The sequence below is a fragment of the Desulfocastanea catecholica genome (assembly GCF_054657295.1).
The window spans coordinates 18,702-35,408 of the sequence record NZ_BAAHYZ010000025.1 but is presented as its reverse complement, the minus strand read 5'-3'; the positions used below and the strand labels follow the sequence as shown (position 1 = coordinate 35,408).

Annotated in this window: 11 protein-coding genes; 5 read left to right on the top strand and 6 right to left on the bottom strand. The window is 52.7% G+C overall.

All coding sequences use genetic code 11. The features are described from left to right. Window positions 1-274 precede the first annotated feature (274 nt). The gene (locus tag ACYQ8U_RS18555) at window positions 275-1,048 is read left to right on the top strand and encodes a sirohydrochlorin cobaltochelatase (RefSeq protein WP_459947053.1); all 774 of its coding nucleotides are present in this window, start codon (window positions 275-277) and stop codon (window positions 1,046-1,048) included. Here the strand turns inward: ACYQ8U_RS18555 and ACYQ8U_RS18550 are convergent. The 5 genes from ACYQ8U_RS18550 to ACYQ8U_RS18530 form a co-directional block, all read right to left on the bottom strand. Continuing rightward, complete coding sequence (locus ACYQ8U_RS18550) at window positions 1,031-1,678, bottom strand: uracil-DNA glycosylase family protein (protein ID WP_459947052.1); 648 nt, start codon at window positions 1,676-1,678, stop codon at window positions 1,031-1,033. The two genes, ACYQ8U_RS18555 and ACYQ8U_RS18550, sit on opposite strands and share 18 nt — an antisense overlap. 100 nt (window positions 1,679-1,778) lie before the next feature. Continuing rightward, window positions 1,779-4,079, bottom strand: coding sequence for a serine protein kinase PrkA (locus ACYQ8U_RS18545; RefSeq protein ID WP_459947051.1), 2,301 nt, complete (start codon window positions 4,077-4,079; stop codon window positions 1,779-1,781). A 19-nt stretch (window positions 4,080-4,098) separates the two neighbouring features. Continuing rightward, window positions 4,099-5,733 carry a SpoVR family protein gene (locus tag ACYQ8U_RS18540; RefSeq protein ID WP_459947050.1) on the bottom strand — a complete coding sequence of 545 codons (1,635 nt, stop codon included), beginning with the start codon at window positions 5,731-5,733 and terminating at the stop codon, window positions 4,099-4,101. Window positions 5,734-5,761: 28 nt separating this feature from the next. After that, window positions 5,762-7,138, bottom strand: a complete 1,377-nt coding sequence (locus ACYQ8U_RS18535; RefSeq protein ID WP_459947049.1) for a DUF444 family protein — start codon at window positions 7,136-7,138, stop codon at window positions 5,762-5,764. Beyond that, window positions 7,128-9,188 (bottom strand): serine protein kinase PrkA, encoded by a 2,061-nt coding sequence (locus tag ACYQ8U_RS18530; RefSeq protein WP_459947048.1) that lies wholly within the window; start codon window positions 9,186-9,188, stop codon window positions 7,128-7,130. Before ACYQ8U_RS18530 ends, ACYQ8U_RS18535 begins: the two co-directional genes overlap by 11 nt. A 186-nt stretch (window positions 9,189-9,374) precedes the next feature. On the opposite strand from ACYQ8U_RS18530, the gene ACYQ8U_RS18525 reads away from it, so the two are divergent. The 4 genes from ACYQ8U_RS18525 (at window position 9,375) to ACYQ8U_RS18510 (ending at window position 12,677) form a co-directional block, all read left to right on the top strand. Then, entirely contained in the window at window positions 9,375-9,731 is a 357-nt protein-coding gene (locus ACYQ8U_RS18525) for a helix-turn-helix domain-containing protein (RefSeq protein WP_459947086.1), read from the top strand. Then, window positions 9,613-9,978: a RidA family protein gene (locus ACYQ8U_RS18520; RefSeq protein ID WP_459947085.1), complete on the top strand. Its 366-nt coding sequence runs from the start codon at window positions 9,613-9,615 to the stop codon at window positions 9,976-9,978. Before ACYQ8U_RS18525 ends, ACYQ8U_RS18520 begins: the two co-directional genes overlap by 119 nt. Before the next feature lie 261 nt (window positions 9,979-10,239). Next, the gene (locus ACYQ8U_RS18515; RefSeq protein ID WP_459947047.1) at window positions 10,240-11,304 is read left to right on the top strand and encodes a glycosyltransferase; all 1,065 of its coding nucleotides are present in this window, start codon (window positions 10,240-10,242) and stop codon (window positions 11,302-11,304) included. 35 nt (window positions 11,305-11,339) lie between these two features. Then, window positions 11,340-12,677: an O-antigen ligase family protein gene (locus tag ACYQ8U_RS18510; RefSeq protein ID WP_459947046.1), complete on the top strand. Its 1,338-nt coding sequence runs from the start codon at window positions 11,340-11,342 to the stop codon at window positions 12,675-12,677. Between the two features lie 152 nt (window positions 12,678-12,829). On the opposite strand, the gene purL is transcribed toward ACYQ8U_RS18510, so the two are convergent. Continuing rightward, window positions 12,830-16,636: a phosphoribosylformylglycinamidine synthase gene (gene purL, locus ACYQ8U_RS18505; protein ID WP_459947045.1), complete on the bottom strand. Its 3,807-nt coding sequence runs from the start codon at window positions 16,634-16,636 to the stop codon at window positions 12,830-12,832. Window positions 16,637-16,707: the final 71 nt, after the last annotated feature.

Here is a 16,707-nt window from a genome sequence, read left to right as displayed (position 1 = left end):
GCATCTACGCTTAAGAAAAAAAGCATTTAATTGAATAGATAAGTTTCTGAATACTACAAGCGTCCAGCTGCTGTCAAGGGGCTTTATCAAAAAAACTGTAACGTCGTACAAAATATTGTATCACTTTTGCTTATTTATTTTAATACTTTTTTGCCATTATTATCTTTTTTTGACAGGGAGGGCAGCGGACGGGTATATATTCGCCAGGAGGCTGTCCCAAACCCACGCCATATCAGGAGCCACGCCTCAAAGACCACAATATTGTGCATGCCCTATGAAAATTCCCATTATTATGTCCGCTTTCGGCACGACCTCGAAGGCCGTGGCCACCTATACCCGGCTTGATACCGCTCTCCGCCATCATTTCCCGGGCACGGAGATCATCTGGGCATATTCGTCGCGAATGATCACTCGGGAGCTGCACCAGCGGCAGGAATCGACCGTCGAGCATCCCGCAGAAGTCCTGCGTCGGCTTGCCGCCGAAGGGGTGCGGGCGGTTATCATGCAATCCCTGCATTTATTCCCCGGTACCGAATTCCACGGGCTGCTGCGCATCGCCGGAACATCGCCGCTCAACTGCACTGTCGGCAAACCGCTGCTGACCAGTCCGGAGGACTACCAGCAGGTGGGGGAAATTTTGCGGCCGGTCATCGCCGAGCGGCCGCAAAAGGCCATTCTGGTCCTCGGCCATGGCACCGATCATCCGATCTGGACTGCCTATTACACGCTGGAAAAAATTCTGCGCAAAAAATTCGGCGAGAGAATCTTTGTCGGGGTGGTGGAAAAATTTCCCGATTCAGCCCACCTGGTCGAGGAGATCGCCAACCGTGGTTTTACTCGAGTGTGCATCCTGCCACTTTTTCTCGTCGCCGGCATGCACTATCGCCGGGACATCATCAGTGACAGTCCATCCTCCTGGCGATCGCGGCTGCAGCGCAGAAACATCGCCGTGGAATCCCTTGATTACGGCCTGGGCCTCTATCCGGGACTGGAAGAACTTATCATCCGACATATTGTAGTGGCTAGGAAATCAATCGACAACAGATGACCAAAACACCTGCCGGTACTGATCGACGCGAAAATCAAAGGTAGTATAGGAAGGCTGTGTTCTTTTACGTCTTTTGTACAGCGCGCTGCTGCCGATGGCCCGGTTGGCGGCATTGGAGGGAGAGGTGAGAGAAACGGTGGTGTAGGTCCTGCGGCAAAGGGTGAACTGATGTTTTCTCGGCACATCGCTGTCGACACAGTGCAGCTGCAGATCAGAGGGACCATACGCCGGTGAAGTTGACGCCTTGTCGGTGTCAAACTGTTCCTTTAATTGCCGGCGAAAGAGATATTCCGGGCCGTTTTTGCTGTTGCCGCCGGTAAATATCAGGGTTGTGATGGTTGGATGCAGCTCGAGCTGGCGCAGTATATCGCGTTGGCGGATGTCCATCATGCCGAGGTCCGAGGACTCCATCCTGCTCCGCCGACACGACTCGACAATATCGCAGATGCCGATCCTCTGCCGGATAAGGAATTGCTGTCGTTCGGTTACCGCCGCCCGGGAATTGTCATAACGCAGACCAAGGTGAAAGATTGTATCGAGAACCGGCCAGAGCGTGCCGTCGCAACTGCCGTAGCAAAAGTCGACATCGCGCTCCTTGAGCCGGCCCTGGGAAAACCTCGGCGGCGGCAAGGTGCCGACAATGATCCTTTCGGCACCTGCGGGAATAAAAATTTCGTAGGGGTGTGCGTGTGTAAGAATAGCTGTATTTCCCGTTTCTTACCTGTACAAATCAGCTGGCGGGCAGTTGTTTTGTCCCGGAGTACTGTCGGGCAAGGTTATTGTCGATAACATAAATGCAGATTTCTTTTGCCCCCTGCCGGGAATAGCGAAATTTCTGCTGCAGGTTTTCTATCATAAAGGTGACGTCGCTCTGGATTTTTTTATCATAGGTCTTGAAATCATCCCGGTTAAAATCCTTCACCGCCCGCCGGAAATTTTCATTTTTCAGAAACGGTTCGAGGACTTTTTCCTTGAGATTATAGGTGAATCTTTCATGAAGATGCTGATAGAGCGTGGTTTCGCTGATGGGCAGGCCGTCGCGCAGCATCTCCTGGGGCAGGGCAATGGTGGTATAGGTTTTCTGGACGCTGTTTCTAAATGACAGCCTGCCGGCCGGGACAATCTGCAGGCGGTCCTCCATGCGTCGAAAAAAATCCTCGGTAATTTCCAGTTTCTCCCCAGTAAAATTGCAGGTCTCGACCGCACCGATCTCAAAATTTACCGCAAAAATATAGTTCATGATCTCCCGGGAGATCTGTTCCTCGTTATAGTAGTACAGCGACTCCTTCACCTCCTGCAATACCGTGTAATTATACATGCGCAGCAGGGAATCAAGAAAGCCCATGGGCAGGATATCGCGGTCATTTTTACAGAATTTCCTGAAAAACTTGCCGAGCATCGACATGTCGATCAGTTTATCGGGCCGGGCATAGGTCGAATAAAAATCATTGAAAAGTTTAATCGAATCACGACCGGAGAGTCCTTTCCAGCCATCTTTCTCCGATTCGGCAACGATTCTATGTCTTCTCTTGGCGGTAAAATTGGTCACATCCTCTTCCGTCAGCCATTCGGGAATGTACCCGGTATAGATCTCCATCTTCAGTAATTGGAGATGGATATCACAATAGGTCTCATATTTTTCCGGCCGGCCGATCCATTCTTCCAGCGCCGCCGATTTGGTGCGTAACCTGGTGGCAATAATGACCCGGGCAAAATTATGCAGCACCCGCGGCAGAAAACTTTCATCAATATGTTTGCCGAAATTTTCCCGATATATATCCACTTCTGTTTTTAAATCGAGAACATAAGGGATATTAATATATTCAACGCGATCGGAAAAGGCATGCAGGTCCTCGAGTAATTTCTTGTCCTCGGGGTTCATCAGGGCATAGAGCAGGGAGTTCACCGTCTCCTCTATATCCTCCACCTTGTGCACGCCGTCGCTGATAATATTGTGCAGCTCCATTAACCTCTCGGTATTATGAGATTTAATATCCATCAAGGCATAAATGCCGTTATTGGTCTTGGCATAGCGGGAATAGACATAACTGACCCGCTTCCCCTCCAGCAGGGTATCGAGTTTTCGCTGAATAATGTCGTTGCTGATGATGCCCTGCCGCAGCGGTTTGTCCCCGGGATTGAAGACCGATATGCCTTCGCCCAGACGTCGATTGAATATATAGGGCCGGGCGTGGATGCATTCCATAACCTTCTGCGGATCCTGATATTTTCGGAGTAACTCCTCATACAGGGAAACGCAGATGGTGCACGGCTCCTCATGGAAGATCCATTCATATTTCTTGCCGGTAAACAGCTGCCATTTGAACCTGTCATTTTCGAAAAGATCATCAAAGAATTTACGCCGGACATCCTTGGGGATGAGCAGCAGCGGGTTATCATGGCTCGGACAGGGCACATCGAAATGCCCGCTCAGATCGGCATTCTCCCTGCACACGCACTTCATCTCCTCGGCCAGATCTTTCTTGCCGTTATTTTCCAGCACCCAGGCCAGCTTGTCGGTCAGAGAGTTAAAGCTGTGCAGCCCGCCGACCAGAGGATCATTCTTCAACCGCCAGACCACCTCGTAACGCGAACCCTCGGGTGAATTGGCATATTGCTCGAATGAGCGCAGCAGATTGTTCAAAAAAGTCGACTTACCGCTGCCGTGAGGGCCATCGAAAATATAGATTTTATTCTGCTTTGCCCCCACCTTGAAACTTTCGACATGGCGCATCAGGCGGTTGGCAAAGAGGCGATCGGCAAAAAAAGGCCGGTCGGAATCTTCGACAAACAGTTTACTGCAGTCATATTTCAAAAATTGAATTGATTCCGGATCTCCGCCATATTCATCAATGCCTTTTGCCACCAGGGAATCAATCATATCCGAGTAGAGTTGATAAATATTGCGAATCATCCGGTCGGGATACTTGACGACTTCCTGCAGAAAATCGGTAAATGACAGGATCGGTGACTGGCGCCACTGCTCCCTGTCCTGTTGAAGATTCCCCATGGCCTTGCTTACATCACGCATGCCCTCACCCCCCCAGCTGTCAGTCAATCACGACCCGTGACATTTTCCTGTTTTTCATGGTGTACCGCATCCGTTTCCAGGTTATTTTTCCCTCCGGTTCCTCCGTCCTGGGAGGCTGCTGTGCTTCTCTTTTCGCCAACTCCGCTTCGTGGGTATAGAGGCTCACCTTTCCCCCCCAGAGAAATTCCAAGCCGAGAAGCGTTCCCTCGATGTAATCACGGTAGAGGGGCTTCCCTTCAAAAAGGTGATTGATAATCAGGGCATTGTCGTCATCGACATTGATGGTGACCGCCGGCGGATGGTAGAGAGAATCAGCAACCATCTGCTTGTAATGTTTCGCCTTTTTCGATTTGACATAATATTCCCAGGTCATGCGCTCCTTGTTCAACCGTTTATCAGCAACAAAAAGCTTATGCAGGTCGACAAATTCCTGATCGATAAAGGTATTGATAAACATCGCATCACAGAAGTTTTCCCGGACGAAAAAGATAAAATCCCTGCCGGCACCGGACCCTGTCCCGCTTGCCGCATGATAATGCCTGCGCTCTTCTTTATCGGCTATCCTCTGGTAATCGTATGATATTTTTCCATTTTCCGCTTGAGATTCGAGGTAATAGAACAAGCGCATGCCAAGGGCGTAGGGGTTCAAACCGACGCGGGGCATGGAGGTCACCTTGGCATTGATCACCGCAAAATCTACTTCATGGCCGCTGATCCGGTCATCATTTAAAAAAAGGTTTTCATGCCAGTAACTTGCCCAACCTTCATTGAGAATCTTGGTGCGGATCTGTGGTTGAAAGTAAAGCGAGGTGCTGCGGATCACCTCGATGACCATAAGCATCCATTTATTCTCTTCCCGGTTGAGAAACGCTGAATGTTCCATGAGAAACTGGAGGATATCCAGCCTGTTGCCCTTCGCCCGTTCGCGCAAGGCCTTGCTGTACAGCGAGGTAAACTCAGCGTGTTTCAACTGCACCGTCTCGAGAAATCGCTTCTCCCCATCTTTGGGGAAATCGCGCATGAATGTGTTGTATCTTTCTATCTCAGCCACATACCCGGCAATGGTCCGGTCCTGTTTTTGCTGCAGGAAAACATCGAAATAATAATCCAGTCGGGACAGTTTTTTCTTTTCCATGGTAAAAGAGGTCAGCAGGTCGAAATAGCCGACCAGATTGTCAATCGCCCGGGAAAATTCAATAATATAGTCAACCCAGCGGCCTTTCTCCGAACGGAGCTTGGCCAGCAACCGTTTATCGGCAAGGGCCTTGCCGGCAAAATCGTAGTCCCAGGTGTGGCGAAAATAGAGGTTATTCTGAAAAAAATCGATGTGGCCGATCACATGATAGAAAATCATCACGTTCAGCCAGTCGGGGTTGTTGTCGTTATAGTAGGAGATCGGCGGCCGGGTATTGATGACCGTTTCGTAGGGGTTGTTGGGGTAGAGTTCATACTGTCCCCGCTCCTTCAATACCTCGACATCCTGCACCCAGTAGTCGTACAAGGTCGGAATCATGTTTTTCGGTGACAACTGCAGAAAATCTCGGTTGGTGACGATATATTCAAGGCTCTCATCCTGGAAGCGCAACCCCATATCCCGGGCCCGTTCCTTGCAGCCTTCCATGATTTTCTTGGCATGTTGACTTACCAGTTCCATAGCACCTCACCTCACTTCCGCATTCTGTCTAGGAGATAAGCTCCCTGATACCCTTAATCAGCCGGGCTTCATTGGTATCCTGGGTGATCACATCCAGGCGCAGCAGATTCTTTTTCTCCTCGAGCAGTCTTGATTTACGAATATACCTTTCCACCTCGGTCTGCCCGGAAATTCCGTAGCCGTTTTCGGCAATGGTTATGCCGACACGACTGGCGTAGGTCAGCATCTTCTCCAGCTGCGGCAGGGCCTTATCGCCCTTGGTATCCCAGTCATCGCCATCGGTGCCATGGAAAACGTAGATGTTGTTGTCCCGTTCAAGCGATTCATCTTCGACGATCTTGTTGACCAGGGTGTAGGCACTGGCCACCTGCGTCCCCCCGGCCACGGTGGAATTGTAGTAGGTCTGAAAGTTTTTCACCTCTTTCGCCTCGGTATCATGCAGGATGAACCGGGTCTCCACCTGGTTCTTATACTGATAGATAAGCCAGGAATAGATGAGCACATGCTGGTTGACCACCAGTTCGGTCGGCTTGCCGCCCATCGAGCCGGAATAGTCGCGGACGAAGAAAACCACCGCCTGGGATTCATAGTCCTTTTCCTTGGAAAGGATCCTGTAGACCCGGTCTCGCGGCGATATCAACAGCTTTCGGCTGTCAATACTGCCCTCTGCCTGCACCCGCCCAAGGGCGATATTGGTCTGGATGATTCTTCGCAGGGTGGATTTTTTATCGAGTATCTGCCCGAAGCCTCGATTTTTATCGGTCAAATCATAGGTATATTTGGTAAGGGATTTCTTTTTCCCCTTATCTTTCAGGTTGGGCAGCTCAAACTGTTCGGTGAGAATGCGTCCCAGATCATAGGCATTCGATTCGACGTCGTGGGCCCCACCCTGGCCCTGACCGGCGCCTCCCTGTCCGCCCTGTTCCGGTCTGACCGGCTGTTCGCCGATGACCTCACCCTCTTCCCCTTCGCCGGATCCGCCTTCTTCCGCCCCCTGCCCCTCACCTTCGCCTTCCTCATTGAAGCGAATTTTATCGTGCAGCAGTTTTTCCTCGACCGTGGTCGGCACGATGACCACCTTGTCATCGCCGGTCAGGCTCGGTTTGACCATCTTGCCGACCCTGATTTTCCGGGGAAAACCATCTTTTTCCCGCTGCTTGTCCTTTTCCAGCAGATAATCCAGAGACTGCACGGTGGTCAGCGCCATCAACCTCGGCGGCGAGGCATCATGCAGCATCTCCGCATCCCGGTAGCTATAGATATCCCGCACCTGTGGTTCGGGAAAATAACGGTGATCGCCGTCAAGCTCGAGTAAATCCAGCTCGTAGCGGATCTTGCGGTCCTGCTCCGGCGTCAGTCCTTGTGCCTTCAGGCTCTGATAGAGGGTCTGGAGTTTAGTTTTCATCGACCTGGGTACAGAAGTATTCAATGGTTTTCTGGGCACAGGTGGTACAGTACCCGAGCTTGTTGAGCATCGTTTCGATCATCCGGTCGTACAATTTCTGATTCTCTTCATTGGTGCGATTGGCCAGTGCGCCGATGAGGCTGCCCGAGCCGGCGATATCCGATTTCAGCCGCACATCGGTGACCGCCTTGACCAGTTCCAGGTTATCCATGAAATCGTAGTCCGGCCTCACCGATATTTTCTGGCCGTAAATTTTGCGGATCGACGTGCGGAAAGAATCTTTCTGCTCCCGTGTCTTCAGGCCGAGCCCGTCCTCGACCGAATTGATATATCGTTCGTCGATCTTCAGCGCCTGCAGCTCGCCGGTCTGGGGGTTCTTGTATTTCCACATCTTGTCTGCCCCGAGGTTCTCGGCGTCGATGCCGATGATCATATTGACATAGCTCATGACATCCTTACGAATGGCCAGCGGTTCGTCCATGTAGGCATTGAACATCTCGGTCATGACCCGCTCTCGATAAAGCCCCTTGGCAATCTTAATATCATCGAGAAACTTGGCCCGATCCTTTGCCTCGGAGACATAATCGAGGATCGCCCGCTCGATGGCACGGAAAACGTCATAGGCGAACAAACACTTGCCTTCATTGGTCTCGGAACTCTCGAGCATCAACTGGATCGACCGACCAAGATTTCTCTGGCCAAGCCCCTTCTGGCCGAAGCGCTTGGTGATATCGTGCTCCTGGCTGAGAGTGTCGATCACCTCGGAAAGGGTCTTCAGGCTCTTCTCTCCGGCCACCTCGCCGGCGGCAAGTTTCATGGTCTCAATCGGCGTGAGTTTCTCCGATCGCGGCAGTCGGGTCAGCACCACGCCGACCGACGCCGCGTAATTGAGATTGGGATCCTGATGCATGGCATCGCCGGTCAGGGTCGTCTTCGATTCGTTGCCGATGGCATAGTTGGTCAAATCTTTCTGCAGAACGTAATTGGTGTTATGGGAAACATAGCAGATACGGCAGCGGTCAACTATCGGCGCCTCTTCTTTTTCGGCAAGAAAGCGGTTAAATTCGGAATTGTTGCTGGTGGCGATGATCAGGGTGTCGATGGGCCATTTGTAGCCGTCGATCTCGATGCTTCGATTCTGAATGATACCGAGATAGACCTGCACGAGATCTTTCTTGTTTTTATAGATCTCATCGCTGAAGTGGATGCCGCCGCCGGCGACCCGGGCCAGTGCCCCCCGGCGGAGATCAAAACGGTAGGGATTATTGGTGTCGGTAATATGCAGCAGTCGCTGGATGGATTCCTCACCGAGCAGATCGACCGCCGAAGAGGTGATCTTATCTTTTGCCGGATATTTGCCGGTTACCGTGCCGAGACTTTCAATCAATGGAACCGGCACTATGTCAATAAACTCGAGCATATCATCGAGGTTGCCGTCGGTAAAATTACGGATATCGTTCCAGATATAGGCCGAGCAGGCACCAAGCGGTCGATAATTTTCATACCAGGTCTCGAGCATCTCGTCGGTAAGGCGATATTTTCTCGACAGATAGCTCTCTGTTTCCGCAATGGAGTCATAGAGATTCATGGCCAGGATCATCGGATCCTCATAGGTCTGTGATTCAATGGTGGAAATATTGCCATAGGAACCAAGCTTATCCAGGCCGATAAAGCGGAAGGTGTATTTCCTGTTTTTCGGAATGGACAGGAAATCCCGATACATTTTACACAGATACTCGACAAGAAAGGTTTTCCCGTTGCCGGGCTCCCCGACCAGCACAAAGGCCATTTCCTTGGATGACCCGCCCTGGGAAGCGTCTTTGACAAAGGAAACGAACGAATTTATTTCGTCGTACATGCCGATGATATGTTTTTTTCCTGCCCTGAATATCCTGAAATCAAAGGTGTTTTTACCGTTGACCATGACCTTGTCGATATCCCCCTCCAGCACCATACGGGACACCCCCTGGAAGGCATTTTCAAAAACACGTTCGCCCTTCTTCACTGAGGTAAAATGGTTATGGAGTGTATTTTTCCTTTGCTCTGCCATCGTTCCCCTCCTGACGGGTTGAGATAGATTATTTCGTATCACTGATTTTATATTATCGGCATATAAAGAGATTTTTTCAAGGAACAGTGGTAAATAATTCCGAGGTGCAACAAAAATTTAGTACACATTTACAATAATATCGATAAGACGATAACCGCCGCCGGCCGCTCCCTCAAATCAACGACAATCTTTGTCAGGGAGAGTGCAGGCAGGCCGCTTGCCGCCTTTTGCATCAATTTCGACACGACCGATTCTTATACTGCCGGCCAACGGGAAGAAAGCGGCACCTTCCTGCTCAAAGGGGCGGTAGAACAGGTGGCCCAGATGAAGCGGGTCACGAAATCTACCGTCTATAATTACCTGAAAAAAGTGCGCAACCGCACGTCAACCGTGGGACCAGAGGAATACTATGACCAGAAAAGCCATCTCCACCCAGAACGCTCCGGCCGCTATCGGCCCTTACTCTCAAGCTATAGCGGCAAACAACCTGCTGTTTATGTCCGGCCAGCTGCCGATAGATCCGGCAATCGGCAAGATAATTGACGGGGATATCGGCAGCAGAACCCGGCAGATCATGAAAAATGCCCAGGCGGTTGCCAAAGAAGCCGGGGCCGGTTTGCACCAGGTGGTCAAAACAACCATTTTCCTCACCGATCTGGCCGATTTCCAGGAGGTCAACGCCGCCTACGGCTCCTTTTTCACCGAGGCACCGCCCGCCCGGTCCACCGTGCAGGTGGCCGCCCTGCCCCTTGGTTCAAACATCGAGATTGAGTTCATTCTCGCTCTTTAGCCGGTGGCTGTCGTCCTGGGTGCGGCCGCAGCGGCAACGCTGCTGCCGGCCAGGGAATTCGGTGCGAGTGAACCTGCCGCAGCATAATTTTCCGATCCCACCTTGAGGTATTTTATCCAGTGCCGGCGAGGAGGGGTGGAAATCTTCTTGCCATAGAGGTATGAAAAGAATATGGTCTCGAGATTTTCAGATCCTGCTTTGTTCCGGAGCCCCGGCAGGTATAAAATCTGCTCGAAGAATTTTTTTCTCTGACATTAAGCTATGGACACCTGCAAAGGTTGTAAAAATATCCTTTGGTGGGGTCGATTTGATTCTGGTTATTCGAGAAACCGTATTTTACGAAACCTTCTCAGAGCTTCCGGCTACACGCTGCAGGACTTCTTCCCCCGGATCTCTTCCCTGGCCACCATCGAATCTTCCTTTGCCGGACTGACTGTGCCCGATGCTGTCTGGGTGCCGGCATTCCGACAAAAGGATTTCTTTTCGGCCCGACGTTACGCCGATAAGCATTCGATACCGCTGATTTTCGATCCGCTGATCAGCGCCTGGGATAAAGCGGTTTCTGAACGTAAAAAGTTTCCGGAAACACACCGTAAGGCATTGAAACTTCTGCAATGGGAGCGGTCGATGTTCTCATCTGCCGATCTGGTCATTGCCGACACCACACCCCATGCCGAATATTTCATTGAAACCCTCTCGGCCTCTCGGGACAAGACTTTTGTGATCCCGGTCGGCGCGGAAGAAAGACTCTTCACCGTACAACCTTTCGACAATCCGACCACTCCGCTTGAAATATTCTTTTTCGGCAGTTTCACAAATCTGCAAGGCCCGGAAGTTATCATCCAGGCCGCCATCCAGGTGCCGGAGGCCCGTTGGACGCTGCTCGGTCAAGGTCCCCTTCGAAAGGTCTGTGAAGACCTCAGCGTTGGGTACCAACATATCCGTTTTGAAGACTGGCAGCCGTACGAAAAATTACCGGAACGAATCGGCAAAGCTGACGTGCTGCTCGGAATCTTCGGTTCTTCGCCAAAATCGGCCAGAGTGATTCCCAACAAGGCATACCAGGCTCTGGCCAGCGGTCGTCCGCTCATAACCCGTGAATCGACAGCATACCCGGCAACGTTACATGAGCAGATAAACTGCGGTATAACTTTTGTCCCTGCCGGAGATCCGATGGCTCTGGCTGACGCTGTCAAAAAAATGATCGACAACCCCGACCAGTTATCCGGCGCGGCTCAACAGGCACGGCAGACCTTTGAAATCTGTTTTAGCGAAACCCGCATCAGCGACGCTCTGATAACAGCATTCGCCCATTTAGGTTTATAAAACCAAAAGTCATATGCAGTGCATCAGGAGATAGTATGAAATTGAGCAGAGAGTCCATGGGAAAAGACGACACCCTCGCGCAGATCGTGCCATGGCTGGTCATTTTTTGCCTGGCACTTTTTCCGGTCGGCAGATTGGCCGAGCTGCCTTTAGCCCTCCTGGCCCTTATCGGCTTGAAGGTGTTTTTTGACAAGATCAAACATGGCACCTGGGGAAAAGCCAGCCTGTTTTTTTCGTTGTTTTTTCTCTGTCTGTGGCTGCCAATCATTATTTCCGCCCCGGACAGCTACAAAATCAGCAAAACCTCCAGCCTGGCGGTTGAATATTTACGGTTTTTTTTCGCTGGCCTTGCCGTATTAAAGTATTGCGTAAATACGCACAATTTCAAGCTCATCAATACATGCAGCCTGGTCATTGTCTCCTTCTGGATTCTTGATGCCCTGGTGCAGTACTTTTCCGGCACCGATTTATTTGGCTATGCGCTCGTTCCTCGACGCCTGAATGGGGTTTTTGGTCATAAATTGAAGTTAGGCGTGTTTCTCGCGGTGTATGCTCCCTTTGTTATTGTACTGCTGTACCGGCAAAAATATCTGTTTTTCAGCTGCATCCTCAATTTACTGTGTTTTATTGTTCTGTTGCTGGCCGGCACCCGGGCAGGATGGATCATGTATGGCGTGGCCTTGACAGTCTTTTTGGCGTACAAGTGGCACAACAACCTGAAGATGTTTGTTGCCGGCATGGGAGGACTGATTGCCTGTCTCATGTTGACCGGAACTGTTTTGTACTACAATTCCAGCAGCTTTGCCGTCAGGATGGACACAACTCTGGAAATCTTCAAAGGCGACAGGCAATCGATTGACCGGGCAATCTCACGGCGTCTGCCTATCTGGGAGACGGCCTCGTCGATGATCAGCGCCCATCCCGTTAATGGCGTTGGCGCCAGGGCTTTTCGTTATGCCTATCCGGATTACGCGGAAAAAAAAGATGTCTTTTTGAAACCGGACTTTGTCGAAAAGAAGCGCACCATAGGAGCTATGCATTCCCATCAGATGCAATTAGAGGTATTGAGTGAGACCGGCGCAGTTGGCGGATTCCTCTTTCTCACTGCCATGGCCGGTCTCATCTGGTACTGGCGATCAAGGTCCGAATACCAAAAATCGCAGATGCTGCCTTATGCTCTGGGCCTTGCCGCTCTTTTTTTCCCGGTAAATACCCACTATGCCCTCTATTCCTCGGCGTGGGCCCAGGTCATCTACTGGTTTGTGCCGCTCTATTTTGCCGCGGGCGCTGTGCAGGAGCCATTGCCGGATGCTGCAACAGCGTGCTGGCCGGAAAATCGACCGACCAGTGCATCTTCTCAGCAAGATCTTTGACAAACTCCTAAGACTTTAATTTCCGATGGATAAGTAAAAAGCTTCATGTTGGAGGCGTGCAATTTTTCTATCATTTCGGCGTACTAGAGTACGTCGTAATGATAGAAAAATTGTAACAACGAACAAAATGAAGACTTTTTACGACGCCATCATTATTTGACAGTTTGGCACCAGGCGTAGGCGTTTTGGAACATCCGCATCCATGGGGAAACCTGCAGACCCTTCATCTCCTCGGGCAGATAGTGGGCCTGCCAGGGCAGAAACACCCTTTCCGGATGCGGCATAAGGGCCAGGTGCCTGCCGTCGGCCGAGCACAACCCGGCCAGTCCTTCAATTGAGCCGTTGGGATTAAACGGGTACTGCTCCGTCGGCCTGCCGTCATCATCGACATAGACCAGAGGCGTCATGCCGCCGGCTTTTACCTGGTCAAGAATGGTTTTGTCCGGAAAATGCAACTGCCCTTCGCCATGGTCGACATGGATGCCAAAGACCAGTCCTTCCATGCCGGCCAGCATCATCGCCTGACTCTGCTGCACCTTGACAGTGGTCCAGCGGGACTCGAATCTGCCTGAAACATTGCGCACAAAACGCGGCTGACGTTCGGCGGCCAGACCCAGTTCCGGCACCCAGCCGAGCAGGCCGAACAGCTGACAGCCGTTGCAGATGCCCAGGGTAAAGGTATCGGGCCGCCGGTAGAAATCCTCAAACATCTTCTTTAATCGGGGATTGAACAGGATGGTCGCCGCCCAGCCTTTTGCCGATTCGGGGACATCGGCGTAGGAGAAACCGCCGACCGCCGCAAGCCCCCGAAAATCGTCGAGGGTCACTGTCCCGGCAAGCAAATCACTCATGCAGATATCCCAGGGTTCAAACCCGGCCAGGTAAAACGCCGAGCTCATCTCGCGATCAGAATTGGACCCCTCGTCGCGCAGAATTGCCACCTTCGGCTTATCGGTGCGACGGAGCAGGTCGACAGCCGACGGTTCGGGGGTAAAACCCAGCTGATAGCCCGGCCCTTTCCGCTCATAGATGTTGTTCTTTTCCGCATCCGCGCAGGCCGGATTCATCTGCAGCCGCTCCAGCTGGTAACTGGTCTCCTCCCACCAGCCGCGCAGCACGATCATCTGCTCATCGAGGACCTTCTCACCGTTATAGCTGAGCGTGATCTGCTTGCCGGCACTGCTTGTGCCAAGCTGGACAAAGGGGATGCCGGCTGCTGCCAGGATATTTTCCACCTGGGAAATTTTGTCCGGTCGACATTCGACCACCAGGCCAAGCTCCTCGGCAAAGAGTGCTTCAAAGACCGTACTGTCGCCGTGCAGACTCAGATCAAGCCCGCAGTTGCCGCTAAAGGCCATTTCCAGCAGCGTGGTGATCAGGCCACCGTCGCTGCGATCATGGCCGGCAGAGATCAGATCCTGGCCGATCAGCTCCTGCACGGCCAGGAAGCTGTTTTTTAAGGCCGTGCCGTTTTCGATATCGGGACTCACGTCGCCAAGCCGACCCATGACCTGGGCCAGGGCGCTGCCGCCCAGCCTGGTTTTCCCCCCGGCAAGGTCGAGATAGAGCAGCGGCGAACCACTCTTTTTGATATCCGGCGTGATCACCCTGGTGATATCCGGTACCGCCGCATAGGCGGAGATAACCAGTTCGCGTGGTGACTTGACGGTTTCGCCTGCCACCATGGTGGCCATGGACAGGCTGTCCTTGCCGCCATCCACCGCCAAACCGACCTCGATCATCACATCGCGCATCGCCCGGGCCGCGTCATAGATGGCCGCCCCTTCGCCCGGCAGCTTCGGCGCCCACATCCAGTTGGCACTGCACTTGACCTGTTCCAGGTCGTCAATTTTCGCCCAGACCAGGTTGGTCAACACCTCGCCAACGGCCATTCTCGCCCCGGCCGCCGGATCAACGAGCATCTTGATCGACTGTTCGCCGATGGCCGAAGCAATCCCCGTCCGGCCGAAATGACTCTGGGCGACCACGGCGACATTGCTGACGGTCAACTGCAGAGGACCACAGCACTGCTGCCGGGCAATGAGGCCGGTCACCGCCCGGTCTACCTTGCTGGTGAGAAATCGCTTGGAACCGACGGACACCAGGCGCAGCACATCGTGCAGCGCCTCTGCAACCGTCAGATCTGCCGCAAGGTGCAGAGGGTGCGCCCCCAGTGGTTTCCTGGTGTCGGTAAAGGTCTTCTGGGGAATTTCCCCGAGCAGGACCGGCAGATCGATATCCACCGGGGTCGTGTCGTCGCTAGCATCATGCAGGACAAAGCGCAGATCGCCGGTCACCTCGCCCAACACCTCGCAATTGACTTTTTCCCGCAGGCAGATGGCCTGGAATTTCTCGATATTCTCCGGACGGATGAGAAAGCCGCACCGCTCCTGATATTCGGCGACATAGATCTCCAGCACCGACATGGTCGGGTCGCCGACCCGGATATTGCGTACCTCGACGCGACCACCGGACTTCTCCACCAGCTCTTTCAAGACATTGGCCGGCCCCCCCGCCCCCTGATCATGGATGACGTCGATCAGCGTTTTGTCGCCCATCTCATTGCAGGCGCGGATCACCCGGTTCATCTTCTGCTCCATCTCCGCATCGCCGCGCTGCACCGCATTGAAATCGAGGCTCGACTCGTTTTCCCCCTGCATCATGCTCGAGGCCGCACCGCCGCCAAAGCCGACACGGTAGGCCGGACCACCGACCTGGACGATGAGCATGCCTTTTTCCGCCGACGCCTTTTCGGTATGTCGGCCATCAATCTGGCCGATACCGGCGGTGAACATGATCGGTTTTAAAAATCCCCAGCGTTCGCCATTGTCAAGGCGCATGTCAAAGGATCGGGTAAACCCCTGGATCAGTGGCTCGCCGAATTTATTGCCGTAGTCGGAGGCGCCATTACTGGCGTCAATTTCTATCTCGAGGGCCGAGGCCAGGTTGTCCGGACAGGGAAAGTGCTTCTCCCAGGGCAGGTCGTACCCTGGAATATGCAGATTGCCGACGCAGTATCCAGCCGTTCCGGCAACAACAAAGCCGCCTTTTCCAGTCCCCAGCACGTCTCGAATCCGCCCGCCGGTCCCCGTTTCCGCCCCCGGAAAAGGTGCCACGCCGGTGGGAAAGTTATGGGTTTCCGCGGTAAGAAGTGGATGATAGGTGACCTGCACCGGCACGAGCGGGCAAGGCTCACCGGGCTGCGCCGGCACCAGGGTGTCAATTTGATAACCCTTGACCACGCTGGAGTTATCCTTAAAAGCGATCAGTGATCCCCTGGGATGGGCCTGCAGGGTGGCGGTAACCATATCAAAGAGGGTCCCGTCCACCTCCTCACCGTCAATGACCTGCTTGCCTTTAAAAAAACCATGTCTGGAATGCTCGGAATTGGCATTGTTCAGATCCATGATCTCGACGATGGTCGGGTTGCGATGCTGCTGCTTGACAAAGTAGTCGTAATAGAGATTGCGGTCCCATTCGTCCATGGAAATCCCCGGCAGCTCGGTCAGGCCGTCGGGGCCTTTGCTTTGCAGATCCACTTCATAGACCGCTTCGGGCACGATGCCGGTGGCAAAGGTGGACAGCGGCGCCGGGTAACAACACTCGGTCATCCGGTCATGGTGCCGGTCGATGAACTGCTGCAGATCTTCCGTTTCCGGCACCAGATAGCGCCTGGACCGCTCTACCCGGGTGATCATATCAAGACCTGTCGCCCGGCAGATAGAGACCATGTTCGACGACCAGGCGGTGGCAAAATTCAGCCGCGGCCCGACCTCGACGACTCTGTCTCCCGGCAGAACCGGGGTTTCACTGACAGTGTCAAGCAGAAAACCATCGGCGAGAATAAGGCGCAGGCAGGTCATTTCCTCGGGTGTTAATTGCCGGTTCGATTCGATATTAAAACAGTAGGCTCGATCTTCATCAATTCTACGATAAAGCTGTGTGACGGTCATACCCATGATCTCTTCCTTTCTATGTATTATATGTATATCCGATTTTCATCCGATTAGGGGGAACAACGATATTCTCT